Source organism: Bradyrhizobium prioriisuperbiae (assembly GCF_032397745.1).
GTDB lineage: Bacteria > Pseudomonadota > Alphaproteobacteria > Rhizobiales > Xanthobacteraceae > Bradyrhizobium_A > Bradyrhizobium_A prioriisuperbiae.
This window is the reverse complement of the sequence record NZ_CP135921.1, coordinates 1,399,516-1,412,383: the sequence shown is the minus strand read 5'-3', so window position 1 is coordinate 1,412,383 and position 12,868 is coordinate 1,399,516. Positions and strand designations below refer to the sequence as shown.

The following is a 12,868-nucleotide window of genomic DNA, read 5'->3' as shown; positions in this document are numbered from 1 at the left end:
ATGGCTCAGGTTGACCTCAAGAACGTCAGTGGTCGCTACGGCGAGTTCCTCGCGGTTGATGACGTCTCCCTGACAATCCAGTCGGGCCAGTTCGTCACTTTGCTCGGCCCGAGTGGCTGCGGAAAGAGTAGCACGTTGCGAATTATTGCCGGTCTGTTGACGCCCAGTTCAGGACGGGTGCTGTTTGATGGTCGCGACGTGACGGGGCTGACCGCCGCCAGGCGGAATATCGGCATGGTATTTCAAAGCTTGGCCCTCTTTCCGCATATGACGGTTGCCGAGAATGTGGCGTTCGGTCTCAAGATGAAAAAGACGCCTCCGGCAGACGTCGCCAGATGCGTTCGACGCATGCTGGAGATCGTCAGGCTGGATCATCTGGCCGGTCGATACCCCGCGCAGATGTCGGGGGGGCAGCAACAACGCGTGGCGCTTGCCCGCGCGCTGGCCATTACCCCAAGCATTCTGATCCTGGACGAGCCGTTCGGTGCGCTGGATCGCAAGCTGCGGGAGGCGATGCAGGTGGAGCTTCACGCACTGACGAGGGAGCTTGGAATCACCGCCCTGTTCGTGACGCATGATCAGGAGGAGGCGTTGATGCTGAGCGACATGATCGCGGTCATGAATAACGGCGCCGTGGAGCAGTTCGGCCCACCGGAAGAGATCTACAAGATGCCGCGGACGCAATTTGTTGCGGACTTCATGGGCGTCACCAACTTCCTTGATGGTCAGTTGGTCAAGGTCTCCGGCGATGGCAGTCAGGTGAAGATCGGAGGAGCGATTCTCGTCGGTCCGGGCCGTACGGGCTTCAATGCGGGGGACAAGGTCAAGCTTGCCGTTCGGCCCGAGAAGATCGTGATGACGACCGAACGACCAGCGGACGCGTGCGCAGGAGCGCTGAGCGGCGCTGTCAAGATCGTAACCTATCACGGCGATTCGTCCCGCTACGTCCTCGCGCTCGAGACCGGCGACACCCTTGTAGCAATTGAACTGACCGATAGGCGGGGCAGCACGTTGGACCCAGGGGTGCCGGTTTGGGCATCCTGGCAGGACAGCGACGTCCACCTGTTCCGGGCATGAAGCAACCGTTTCCGGCTGACCCAGGATATGACCGAGGAGTATTCAAATGGTGGCGTCTGAAATGCATTTGGGCATTTTCGTGCTCGGTGCCGGGCATCATGTGGCCGGCTGGCGCCTTCAGGACGCGCGAGCCGGCTCCGAGAACCTGTCGCTTCTGATTGAGATTGCAAAGACGGCCGAGCGCGCAAAGTTCGATCTGGTGTTCCTTGCCGATGCGCTGAACACCGGGCCAAAGATGCATCCGTCAATGATGGTTCGCCTGGAGCCGATCACATTGCTTTCGGCGCTCGCAATGGTGACGTCGCATATCGGTCTGGCAGCGACGGCATCCACGACATACAGCGACCCCTACAATCTGGCTCGCGCCTTCGGTTCGGTCGATCACATCAGCGGCGGGCGCGCAGCTTGGAACGTCGTCACCGGTGCTTTCCCGGAAGCGGCCGGCAACTTCGGCCACGCGGCGCATCCGTCTCATGACAGGCGCTATGCGATCGCCAACGAGTTCGTCTCGGTTGTCAAGGGACTTTGGGACAGCTGGGAAGACGGCGCGATCGTGATGGACAAGGCGGGTGGGCAGTTCGCCGACGTGTCGAAGATGCATAGCCTGAACCATAAGGGAGAATTCTTTTCGGTTACGGGCCCTCTCAATATGTCGCGTCCACCTCAGGGGCATCCGGTCATCATCCAGGCGGGCGCTTCCGAAGCCGGCCGCGAACTTGCATCGAGCATTGGTGAGATCGTTTTCGCGGTTCAACAGGACCTCAAGAGTGCCAAGGCATTCGCCGACGATCTGCGTGCGCTTGCCGCCAAGAACGGACGCGACCCCAGACAGATGAAGATTATGCCAGGCGTGTGTCCTGTGGTCGGATCATCCGAGGCCGATGCCAAGGCCAAGTTGGCAAGTCTTGGCGCATTCACCGATCCCGCCGCTGCGTTGAAGGTTCTCTCGGAACGGCTTGGCCATGACTTGTCGTCCTATCCGCTGGATGGTCCAGTCCCGGTGTTACCTCAGTCGGGCATTATGCAAGGCCACGCAGTGACGCTGGCGGCCTTGGCGAAGGAACGCCAGATGACCCTGCGCGAACTGTGCGACTTCACGTCGGTTGCGATGGGCCATCGATTGCTGTTCGGCACACCGGAGCAGATCGCGGACGGGCTGGAAGAATGGTTCGTCGCTGGTGCCGCCGACGGATTCAATGTGATGCCGCCGTGGTTCCCGGGTGCATTTGACGATTTCGCGAATGAGGTTGTCCCGATCCTTCAACGCCGTGGGCTGTTCCGCACTGAATACACCGGTCGAACGTTGCGAGAGCATCTTGGATTGCCAAGGCCTCAACACCGGGGCGCTGTAAAGAATGACGATCGAATTGCGAGTTAAGCGCGTTCGAGCGAAGTGGGAGGCTGGGTTCGCGTGAACAGCGCGTCGAGACACAAGATTGGAGCGTGGTCGCGATTCCATCAAAAGCGGACGTGCTTTCATGTCTCGGCGATTCGTTTTAACGACAGGCGCAATGCAGGCATGTACGAGACTTTCGATCGTCATTCTTTCATCCGAGAGCCAAGATGAGCGAGCCCGTCTCCATTGATGCACGCGCGCTGCGGCGGTGCCTCGGTCAGTTCGGTACCGGCGTGACGGTCATCACGGCACAGGTCGGTGTCGAGCGGGTCGGCGTCACCGTGAACTCGTTTAGTTCGCTATCGCTCGACCCGCCGCTCGTCTTATGGTCGATCAAGCGCACCTCGCGTAGCTTCGACGTATTTCAGGCAGCGGAACATTTCGCTGTTAATATCCTGTCTTCTGAGCAGATCCAGATCTCTCAAGCGTTTTCCAGCTCCGGCACTGACAAGTTTTCCGGTATCGATTGGACGGTGGGTAAAACCGGCTCGCCAATCATTAGCGGAAATATCGCGACGATCGAATGCCGTGTTTATGCGCGCCATGACGGAGGTGACCACATCATATTGATAGGACACGTCGACAATTTTCGACAATCGCCGGGTGAGGCGCTCTTGTTCTTTCAGGGCCGATATGCGGTGGCCATTGATCATCCGCAGATGCCTCTTGAGCTTGGCCGTCAGCCGAACGATCCCCTTACCGAGGAAGATCCTTCGTTTTGGACGCTAATGTTTCTTGCCCTGCATCGGATGTCGCGTCGGTTCGAGCGGCACCGGGAAGAGCAGGGGCTGAACGCAGACCAAACACGAGTTCTGATCGACGTGTTTGATAACCCGGGATGTTCGACCGAGCAACTGGTGGCTAAGTCGTTTCTCCGGCGCGGTGTTGCCGAGGACGCGATCTCAGCTCTGGTCGAGCGGGGTTATCTTTCACGCGATGCAGCAGGCGCGCTTCATTTGACGGATGATGGAGTTCGAAGGCGCCAGATCATTTTTCAACGTTGGACGACGTTCGAGCGGGGTGAACTGGCAGGAGTCGCGGCGGACGATATCGAATCTGCCCGACGGGTCATGACAAGGATACTTGAGCATTCGGGCATTTCCTGAAACGACGAATCCTGGGTTTCTCGCCTGGCAGGCTGTTGAAAAAGCTATTTCGGGCGTGAACACCGCAGAATCGTCCGGCGAACAAATTGGAATCAGATTGGGAACATTGTTCTCTTTTCAACAGCCTGCTAGACTTCTGCCTGGTTGCGGTTTTTAGCTGGCGTCGACATCTCTGCTTCCTCCTTCAGCATCCGCTCCAGCGTCTCCAGCCGGTCCGCCTCACGTGGCGGCTTGTCCCAGCGCAGACGGCTGATGCGGGGGAAACGCATGGCGACGCCGGATTTGTGCCGGGTCGAGCGTTGCAGCCCTTCGAACGCCACCTCGAACACCAGGCCCTGGTCGGCCTCGTGCGTCACCTCGCGCACCGGGCCGAAGCGGTCGACGGTGTTGCGGCGGACGTAGCGGTCGATCTGAAGCAGCTCCTCGTCGGTGAAGCCGAAATAGGCCTTGCCGACCGGCACCAGTTCGTCGCCGTTCTCGCCGGCGGTCCACACGCCGAACGTATAGTCCGAATAATAGGACGAGCGCTTGCCATGGCCGCGCTGGGCATACATCAGCACCGCGTCGATGATGTGCGGATCGCGTTTCCACTTCCACCATTGCCCCTTCGGGCGGCCGGGCACGTAAGGCGCATCGCGCCGCTTCAGCATCACGCCTTCCACAGCCTCGGCGTCTTCACCCGCGCCGGCGCTCGCCGGATCGGCACGCGCGGCAGCAAGCTCGTCCCAGGTGGTGAACGGCACCAGTGGCGAGAGGTCGATACGGGGCGTGTTCAGCCGGGCTATGAAGCGTTCGAGGCGGGCGCGCCGTTCCAGAAACGGCAGGGTGCGCAGGTCCTCGTTATCTTCACCGAGCAGATCGTAGGCACGCAGGTGGATCGGAAATTCCTTGGTCAGCTTCGGCGTCACGGTTTTGCGGTTGAGCCGCTGCTGCAGCACGTTGAAGGTCTGCACCCGTCCCTCGCGCAGCACCAGCAGTTCGCCGTCGATGGCGCCGGGCCTGTGCAGCGACGACAGCAGGTCGGGAAAGCTGCCGCTGATGTCTTCGCCCGAGCGCGAGTAAAGCCGGGTCGCCGGCGCGCCGTCTTCGCCCGCGCCCGTCACGGCCTGCACGCGGATGCCGTCCCATTTCCATTCCGCGCTGAAATCGGCGGCGTCGAGTTTGTCGAAGTCCGCGTCTTCGATGGCGTGCGCCAGCATCACCGGACGGAATGGCGCGGGATCGCGGCTCTCCGGTTTCTCGGCGCGATCTTCCAGCCAGGCGAACAAATCGAGATAAGGCGGGGCGAGCCCCGGCCACAACAGTTCGATCTCATGTGGATCCTTGTCGCCGAGAGCCGCGGCCGCGGTCTTGGCCAGCCGTGCCGAGACGCCGATGCGCATCGCACCGGTGACCAGTTTCAGCAGCGCCCAACGTCCGGTCTCGTCGAGCTCATCGAGCCAGCGGGCAAGCTGCGCCGGCAGTTCCTTCTTCGGCAGGGTATCGAGGGTGGTGACGACCTCGCTGAGTGTCGGCGGCGGTGGTGAGTTGGTCGCGCGTGGGTTCACCGGCCACATCAGCGCCACCGTTTCCGAGAGGTCGCCGACATAATCGTAGGACAACGCAAACAGCGTGGGATCGGTGCGCGTCGTGATCAGGTCGCGGATCAGCGCGGGTTTGGCATGCTTGAACGACAACGCGCCGGTGATGGCGGCCAGCGCATAACCGCGATCGGGATCGGGCACCTCGCGAAAATAATTGGTGATCAGCCGCAGCTTGTTGTTGCGGCCGGGCTCATAGGCGAGGCGATCCAGCAGCTGGGCGAAGCGGTTCATGGCGCCAAATCTTCAGGAGAGGAAGCCCCGGTCACGGTCGCGCTTTCCGGCAGGGCGTTCTCCGCGCCTTCCTCGCCATAACCGACCATGGCCAGCGGCCGCGCGGTCAGGCCTTTGGTCGTGCACCAGTGCACCAGCGCATCTTCCTGGCCATGGGTGACCCACACCTCGCCGGCGCCGGTGGCGCTGATGGTGGCGCAGAGGCCGTCCCAGTCGGCGTGGTCCGATATCACCAGCGGCAGCTCGACGCCGTTCTGCCGTCCACGCGCGCGCACGCGCATCCAGCCCGAGGCGAACGCGGTGACCGGGTCGGGGAAGCGTCGCGTCCACACGTCCTGCGTGGCGGAGGGCGGCGCCAGTGTGATGGTCCCGGCGAGATCGGCCTTCTTCTGTCCCTTGACCAGGCGGAGTTCACCAAGGTCAAAACCACGGCTTTCGTAATAGCGAGTGATATTTTCCATGGCGCCGTGCAGATAGATCGGCGCGTCGTAGCCAGCCTGTCGGATCAGCGCGATCACCCGCTGCGCCTTTCCCAGCGAATAGGCGCCGACCAGGTGCGCGCGCTCCGGAAACAGCCGGACCGAGGCCAGAAGCTTGGCGATTTCGCCATCCGCCGGGCCGTGCCGGAACACCGGCAGCCCGAACGTCGCCTCGGTGATGAACACGTCGCAGGGCACGATCTCGAGCGGCGTGCAGGTCGGGTCCGGCGCGTCCTTGTAGTCGCCGGAGGCCACGATACATGTGCCGCCATAGGACACCGCGATCTGCGCCGATCCCAGCACATGGCCGGCGGGATGGAATGTGACCTTGACGCCGTCGAGGGTGATGGTCTCGCCATAGCTGATGGCCTGCGTCGAACCGGCGAAGTTGTCGCCATAGCGCAGCCGCATCATGTCCAGGGTTTCCTGGGTCGCCAGCACAGCACGGTGGCCGGGGCGGGCATGATCGGAATGGCCATGGGTGATCAGCGCGCGCTCAACCGGCCGCACCGGGTCGATGTGGAAGCCGCCGGGCTTGCAGAACAGGCCGGCCGGCTGCGGCGTCAGGATGTCTTGCGGGCGCATTTTGGATATATAGGGTTATGCCACATTCATTCGAGTCCGTTCCGCCTGCCGTTGCCATGCCTGCGCGTCTGTTTCTGTCATCAGGCGATCTGATCGCCGACCGCCGCTTCGATTTTGCCCGTGACCTGCAGTTACGCGGCGATCTGTTCGCCGCTGCGGACGTGATGGAACAGGCGCTGGAGCTGGCGCCGAATTTCGCCTCGGCCTGGTTCGCGCTTGGCGAATTGCGCCAGGAACTCAATCAGCACGGCGATGCGATCGCAGCCTATCGCCGGGCCATCGCCGCTGACACCGACGATCGCCATGGGGCGAAGCTGCGGCTGATGCGTCTTGGCGCTGAGCCGCTGGCGGAAATGTCGCCGGCCTATGTGCGTTCGCTGTTCGATCAATACGCGCCGAAATTCGATATGGCGCTGCGTGGCGATCTCAATTATCGCGGCCCGGAAATCCTGCTCAAAGCCGTGCTTGCCGCGCGTCATGCCGTGCAGCGTCCGGGTTATTTCAAGCATGCGCTCGATCTCGGCTGCGGCACCGGCCTTGCCGGCCGTGCTTTTGCGTCCATCGTGGATGTCATCGACGGCTTCGATCTGTCGTCCGGCATGATCGAGCGCGCGCGCGCCGCGCAGGTGTATGGGCGGCTCGAGGTCGCCGACATGGTGCAGGCGCTGTCGAACGAGCCTTTGGCCAGCGCCGACCTGATCCTGGCGGCGGATGCGATGGTCTATCTCGGCGATCTCACGGGTTTGCTCGGCGAGGCGGCCCGTGTGCTGCTGCCGAACGGTGTGCTGGCCTTCACGGTGGAGGCTCACGAGGGCGATGGATTCTGTCTTGGCGCCGGGTTGCGTTATGCGCATAGCGAGAGGTATTTGCGCGGCGCGGTCACGTCCGCTGGCCTTGTGCTGCGTGATCTGACGGCCGTGGCCACCCGCACCGACGGCGGCGTTCCGGTTCCCGGCTTTGTGGTGGTTGCGGAGAAAAGTTGATCGGGTCGCTCAGCCGCTGTGGCAGATCGGGGTTGGAAAATTGCAGGGAGCTTCTATATTGAGCTCTCCGTCAACCAACGAAAGGAGGTGATCCAGTGTCTCATCCGAAACGCTGTCACCTCGCTGGGGTCGCCTGCTAAGCTTACTGCTTTAGCTCATAAAGCTTGAATGCTTGGCAAAAAGGGCGTCTCTCAGCGCCTTGACCAGCGAGTTTCTGAAGGGAGAGGGCGTGCTGCGAGATTTCGCGGTGCGCCCTTTTCTGTTGTGGTGTTTCCGCCAAGCCGCTCGCCCTCTCGACCATGGGCGCCGGAAGGCTTACCTCTTGCCGTGTGGACCTCTTCGATCACCAACCCGCCCCGCTGCCATTGCCCGAGACGTTTGCGCGCTGGTTCGCCGCGCGCGGCTGGGCGCCGCGCGTCCATCAGCTCGCTTTGCTTGAAAAGGCCCGGGAAGGCCGCTCGTCCCTGCTGATCGCGCCGACCGGCGCCGGCAAGACGCTGGCCGGCTTCCTGCCGACCCTGGTGGAACTGAGCGGAACGGCGAACAAAAGCAAAGTCGTCTCCACCGGCCGTGGCATCACCCGCAGCGAAGGGCTGCACACACTGTACATCTCGCCGCTGAAGGCGCTGGCCGTCGACATCGCGCGCAACCTCGAGGCGCCGATCGCCGAGATGAACCTGCCCGTGCGGGTCGAGACGCGCACCGGCGACACCCCGGTGTCGCGCCGCCAGCGCCAGCGCAAATATCCGCCCGACATCCTGCTCACCACGCCGGAGCAACTGGCGCTGCTGCTGTCATCCGACGACGCGCCATTCCTGTTCTCGTCGCTGAAGCGAATCGTGCTCGATGAGTTGCACGCGCTGGTGACATCGAAGCGCGGCGATCTCCTCTCGCTCGGGCTCGCGCGGCTGTTTCGCCTCGCGCCTGAGATCGCGAGCACGGGATTGTCGGCCACGGTTGCGGAGCCGGACTCGCTGCGCCGCTATTTGGTGCCGCAGGTGTTCGGCGAACTGCGGATGGCGGATCTTGTGATCGCCGACGGCGGTGCGCCGCCGGTGGTGGAGATGCTGGACACCCGCGAGCGGCTGCCGTGGGCGGGGCATTCGGCGCGCCATGCGCTGGCCGAGATCTACGACCTGATCAAGCGCAACAAGACCTCGCTGATGTTCGTCAACACCCGCAGCCAGGCGGAGATGCTGTTCCAGGAACTCTGGCGCATGAACGACGACAATCTTGCGATCGCCCTGCACCACGGCTCGCTCGATGTGGCGCAGCGCCGCAAGGTCGAGGATGCGATGGCGGCGGGACGATTGCGCGGGGTGGTCTGCACCTCGTCGCTCGACCTCGGCATCGACTGGGGCGACATCGATCTGGTCATCAATGTCGGCGCGCCGAAAGGCGCGTCGCGGCTGATGCAGCGGATCGGCCGCGCCAATCACCGCCTCGACGAGCCGTCGCGGGCGGTGCTGGTGCCGGCCAATCGTTTCGAGGTGCTGGAGTGTCGTGTTGCCATCGATGCGGTGGCGGAGAATGCCCAGGATACGCCGCCGCTGCGCACCGGTGCGCTCGACGTGCTGGCGCAGCATGTGCTGGGCTGCGCCTGCGGCGCGCCGTTCTTCGCCGATGCGCTCTACGACGAAGTGCGCGCAGCCGCGCCCTATGCCGAATTGGCGCGCAAGGATTTCGACGATGTCATCGATTTCGTTGCCACCGGCGGGTATGCGCTGAAGAGTTATGAGCGCTTCGCGCGCATCCGGCAGGACAAGGAAGGCCGCTGGCGGGTGGCCAATCCGGCGGTGCGGCAGAGTTATCGCCTGAATGTCGGCACCATCGTCGAAGAGCAGATGCTGAAGGTGCGGCTGATGCGCTCGCGCCACCGCGGCAGCGGCTCGACCGGCGCGATCGCGCGCGGCGGGCGCATGCTCGGCGAGATCGAGGAGTATTTTATCGAGGGTCTCGTGCCCGGCGACACCTTCGTGTTCGGCGGCGAGATCGTGCGTTACGAGGCGATGATGGAGGACGAGGTCTACGTCTCCCGCGCCAACAATGCCGACGCCAAGGTGCCGTCCTACATGGGCGGCAAGTTTCCGCTGTCGACCTATCTGGCGGAGCGGGTGCGATCGCTGCTTGCCGATCCGCGGGCGTGGCGCGGTCTGCCCGACCAGGTGCGCGAATGGCTGTCGCTGCAGTCGAAACTGTCGCGGGTGCCGGGGCCGCGTGAACTCGTGGTCGAAACGTTTCCGCGCGGCGGCAAGCATTACCTGATTTGTTACCCGTTCGAAGGCCGGCTGGCGCACCAGACACTGGGCATGCTGCTGACGCGGCGGCTGGAACGCGCCCGCTCGCATCCGCTCGGCTTCGTCGCCAATGAATATGCGCTGGCGATCTGGAGCGCCGGCGACATGTCGGCGGCGATCCGGCAGGGCCGGATCGATCTCAATACGCTGTTCGATCCGGATATGCTCGGCGACGATCTCGAGGCGTGGCTGGCGGAATCCGCACTGATGAAGCGCACCTTCCGCAGTTGCGCGATCATTTCGGGGCTGATCCCGCGCCGTTTCACCGGCGAGGAGAAGAGCCGGCGGCAGGTGCTGTTCTCCACCGACCTGGTCTATGACGTGCTGCGCAAGCACCAGGCGGATCACGTGCTGCTGCGTGCGGCGCGGGCGGATGCCGCCACGGGGCTTCTCGATCTGCGCCGACTCAGTGATATGTTGTTGCGGATCCAGCGTCACATTACCCACCGGGAACTCGACAAGGTCTCTCCCCTGGCGGTGCCGGTGATGCTGGAAATCGGCCGCGAGGCTGTTTACGGCGAGGCCTCCGACGAGCTGCTGGCGGAGGCCGCCGAGGATCTCGTCCGGGAAGCGATGGAATAGGTCAACGTGACGGTCACGGCAGTTTCAGCGGCAACATGGAAAACCCCGACGGTTGTCACCGTTGCGGGCACGCCGCTGATCGCCGATGTCTCCGGCGCGCTGTACTGGGACGAGGAGCGCCTGCTGGTGGTCTCCGACCTGCATCTGGAAAAGGGCTCGAGTTTCGCCGCGCGTGGCGTGCTGCTGCCGCCCTATGATTCCGCGGCGACGCTGGCCCGGCTCGCCAGCGTAGTCGCGCGCTACAATCCCAGGCGGGTGATGGCGCTCGGCGACAGTTTCCACGACCGCGACGCGCATACGCGCCTCGTGGCCGGCGATCGCCAGGCGATCGATGCGCTGCAGGCCGGTCGCGACTGGATCTGGATCTCGGGCAATCACGACCCCGCGCTGCCGCCCGATCTCGGCGGCACGGTGCTCGATGAGCTGAGCCTGGGATCGATCGTGTTCCGCCATCAGCCGACCGGCGCCCGTGGCGAAATCGCGGGGCACCTGCATCCCAAGGCACGGGTGCCGACCCGTGGCCGTGCGGTGGAACGGCGCTGCTTTGCCAGCGATGGCGAGCGGGCGGTGATGCCGGCGTTCGGCGCCTATGCCGGTGGGCTCAGCATCCGCGACCGCGCCTTTGCCGCGATCTTCCGCTCGCTCGAATTCACCGCGCATGTGCTCGGCGATGCCCGGCTGCATGCGATCGCGGCGTCGCGCTGCTATTGAGCCTCGGTCAAGTGGCTTCATCGCCCTTCAATGGCGTGATCGTTGCGGCAAGCTGGCTCCGGACGATTTGCCAGCTCTTGCGCACCAGCTGCTCGGTCGCCGTGCGGGCGGCCTCTGCATCCCCACGACGAATCGCAGCCAGCATTTCGGCGTTGTCGGCGACGGCCAGTGCGACGAAATCCGCGGAGTTGCGGTAGGCGTAATAGCGATAGCGCAGCGCCTGCTTGTTCACGCTGTCGAGCAGGCGCCGCAGCACCGGATTGCCGCACATGTCGTGCAGCAGGTCGGTGAGGGCCGCATTGGCCCAGAACGCTGCCTCGGCATCGTGACGTTGATGCGCGGTGTCCATGCGGTCGACGGCATCCTGCAGCGCATCGATGGTGCGCGTGTCGGCCGCTGATGCGACCCCGGCCGCGGCGAGGCCTTCAAGCGGGACACGGCAGGCGTAGATCGCGTCCAGATTGTCCATCGACAGCGGCGCCACGATCCCGCCGCGGCGTGGCGATCGCAGCACCAGTCCAGCCAGCTCCAGGGCGCGGAGTGCCTCCCGAACGGGCGAGCGGCTGACGCCATACTGGGCACTGATCTCTTCTTCGCCGATGCGGCTGCCCGGTTCGCGCCGAAGCAGGATGATCTCTGCCTCAAGCCGTTGGGCGATCTCCAGTCCGAGCGGCAGCGGCGTCGCGAACTCGGTCGGCAGTCGTTCGGATCTCAGCAAGGCCTACTCCCTAAGCGCGCCCGCAATTTGAGCAGTGCGGATGCTTGCCGGCTTTCAAATCTTGGATACAATCGACAAAATACACCACGGAAATGGCATTCGGCAACTGCGAGATGCTCATGACGGACGCTCCATCCCCTGCCGCGCAGCTCCCGATCATCGATTTCGGCGGTGGACCCGGCGACCCGTCTCGCGCCGCCTCGCTGGCAAGCGCGATCGACGGCGCCTTTCGCAGCGTCGGCTTCTGTTATTTCGTCAATACCGGCGTGCCGCAGGCGCTGATGGACCGTGTCTTCGCGGCGTCCAGGCGTTTTCATGCGATGTCCGCGGAGCGCAAGGCGGCGATCAAGATCAACGGCTTCCACCGCGGCTACATGGCGCCGAACACCTCGCTGATCGAGACGTCATCGGTCGCCAAGGTCACCCGGCCGAACTACAGCGAGTCGTTCATGCTGATGCATGAGGTGTCCGAGGGCGAGGCGCGCTACGGCTCGCCGATGAACGGCCCGAACCAGTGGCCGGACGATCTGCCGGGTTTCCGCGAGGACGTGCAGGCCTATGACGCGGCGCTGCGCGCGTTCTGCACCGAACTGCTGCGGATCATCGCACTGGCGCTCGACATGCCGCCGGACGCGCTCGACGGCTATTTCCGCAATCCCACCACGTTCCTTCGGATGCTGCATTATCCGCCGCAGCCGGTCGGCGACGACAAGGCCTTTGGCTCCGCGCCGCACACCGACTACGGCTTCATCACCATCCTGCTGCAGGACATGTCCGGCGGTCTTGCCGTGCGCAACACGGATGGCACCTGGCTGCAGGCGACGCCGATCCCGGGCAGCTTCGTGGTCAATGTCGCCGACATGCTGGCGCGCTGGACCAATGGTCGCTGGCAGTCGACGCCGCATCTGGTGCGCAACCTCTCCGGTGGCGACCGCTATTCCTGCCCGTATTTTTTCGATCCCGATATGGACGCGATGATATCAGCGCTGCCGAGCTGCGTCGGACCGGACAATCCACCACGCCATCCGGCGGTGCGCTATGGCGACTATCTGCTCGACCGGCTGAACCGCAACTACGACTATCGCAAGCAGGCGAGCTGACCCGCGGCAGCGGGGCTCGC

10 protein-coding genes are annotated in these 12,868 nt (G+C 63.8%); 7 read left to right on the top strand and 3 right to left on the bottom strand.

What is annotated here, in order from left to right; translation table 11 throughout:
* The 3 genes from RS897_RS06585 to RS897_RS06575 all read left to right on the top strand — a co-directional run bounded on the left by RS897_RS06585 (window position 1) and on the right by RS897_RS06575 (window position 3,579).
* The gene (locus RS897_RS06585; protein WP_315835781.1) at window positions 1–1,077 is read left to right on the top strand and encodes an ABC transporter ATP-binding protein; all 1,077 of its coding nucleotides are present in this window, start codon (window positions 1–3) and stop codon (window positions 1,075–1,077) included.
* A 46-nt stretch (window positions 1,078–1,123) separates the two neighbouring features.
* Window positions 1,124–2,455: an LLM class flavin-dependent oxidoreductase gene (locus RS897_RS06580; RefSeq protein WP_315835780.1), complete on the top strand. Its 1,332-nt coding sequence runs from the start codon at window positions 1,124–1,126 to the stop codon at window positions 2,453–2,455.
* A gap of 185 nt (window positions 2,456–2,640) precedes the next feature.
* The gene (locus tag RS897_RS06575) at window positions 2,641–3,579 is read left to right on the top strand and encodes a flavin reductase (protein WP_315835779.1); all 939 of its coding nucleotides are present in this window, start codon (window positions 2,641–2,643) and stop codon (window positions 3,577–3,579) included.
* 128 nt (window positions 3,580–3,707) lie between these two features.
* Here the strand turns inward: RS897_RS06575 and RS897_RS06570 are convergent, their stop codons facing one another.
* Together RS897_RS06570 and RS897_RS06565 are read right to left on the bottom strand one after the other, a co-directional pair.
* Window positions 3,708–5,393, bottom strand: a complete 1,686-nt coding sequence (locus tag RS897_RS06570; RefSeq protein WP_315835778.1) for a cisplatin damage response ATP-dependent DNA ligase — start codon at window positions 5,391–5,393, stop codon at window positions 3,708–3,710.
* On the bottom strand, window positions 5,390–6,457 hold the full coding sequence (locus RS897_RS06565; RefSeq protein WP_315835777.1) for a ligase-associated DNA damage response exonuclease: 1,068 nt from the start codon (window positions 6,455–6,457) through the stop codon (window positions 5,390–5,392). Before RS897_RS06565 ends, RS897_RS06570 begins: the two co-directional genes overlap by 4 nt.
* 56 nt (window positions 6,458–6,513) lie before the next feature.
* Between RS897_RS06565 and RS897_RS06560 the strand changes: the two genes are divergently transcribed.
* From RS897_RS06560 to pdeM, 3 genes are all read left to right on the top strand, one after another.
* Entirely contained in the window at window positions 6,514–7,440 is a 927-nt protein-coding gene (locus tag RS897_RS06560; RefSeq protein WP_315835776.1) for a class I SAM-dependent DNA methyltransferase, read from the top strand.
* 329 nt (window positions 7,441–7,769) lie between these two features.
* Window positions 7,770–10,319, top strand: a complete 2,550-nt coding sequence (locus RS897_RS06555) for a ligase-associated DNA damage response DEXH box helicase (RefSeq protein ID WP_315835775.1) — start codon at window positions 7,770–7,772, stop codon at window positions 10,317–10,319.
* 6 nt (window positions 10,320–10,325) lie between these two features.
* Complete coding sequence (pdeM, locus tag RS897_RS06550; RefSeq protein ID WP_315835774.1) at window positions 10,326–11,030, top strand: ligase-associated DNA damage response endonuclease PdeM; 705 nt, start codon at window positions 10,326–10,328, stop codon at window positions 11,028–11,030.
* A 7-nt stretch (window positions 11,031–11,037) separates the two neighbouring features.
* On the opposite strand, the gene RS897_RS06545 is transcribed toward pdeM, so the two are convergent.
* Complete coding sequence (locus RS897_RS06545; RefSeq protein WP_315835773.1) at window positions 11,038–11,748, bottom strand: GntR family transcriptional regulator; 711 nt, start codon at window positions 11,746–11,748, stop codon at window positions 11,038–11,040.
* Window positions 11,749–11,867: 119 nt separating this feature from the next.
* On the opposite strand from RS897_RS06545, the gene RS897_RS06540 reads away from it, so the two are divergent.
* Window positions 11,868–12,848, top strand: a complete 981-nt coding sequence (locus RS897_RS06540) for an isopenicillin N synthase family dioxygenase (protein WP_315835772.1) — start codon at window positions 11,868–11,870, stop codon at window positions 12,846–12,848.
* Window positions 12,849–12,868: the final 20 nt, after the last annotated feature.

Coding starts and splice junctions, on each gene's coding strand:
- RS897_RS06540 (WP_315835772.1), top strand. CDS start 11,868: ATGACGGACGCTCCATCCCCTGCCGCGCAGCTCCCGATCATCGATTTC.
- RS897_RS06560 (WP_315835776.1), top strand. CDS start 6,514: ATGCCTGCGCGTCTGTTTCTGTCATCAGGCGATCTGATCGCCGACCGC.
- RS897_RS06570 (WP_315835778.1), bottom strand. CDS start 5,393: ATGAACCGCTTCGCCCAGCTGCTGGATCGCCTCGCCTATGAGCCCGGC.
- RS897_RS06575 (WP_315835779.1), top strand. CDS start 2,641: ATGAGCGAGCCCGTCTCCATTGATGCACGCGCGCTGCGGCGGTGCCTC.
- RS897_RS06580 (WP_315835780.1), top strand. CDS start 1,124: ATGGTGGCGTCTGAAATGCATTTGGGCATTTTCGTGCTCGGTGCCGGG.
- RS897_RS06585 (WP_315835781.1), top strand. CDS start 1: ATGGCTCAGGTTGACCTCAAGAACGTCAGTGGTCGCTACGGCGAGTTC.
- RS897_RS06565 (WP_315835777.1), bottom strand. CDS start 6,457: ATGCGCCCGCAAGACATCCTGACGCCGCAGCCGGCCGGCCTGTTCTGC.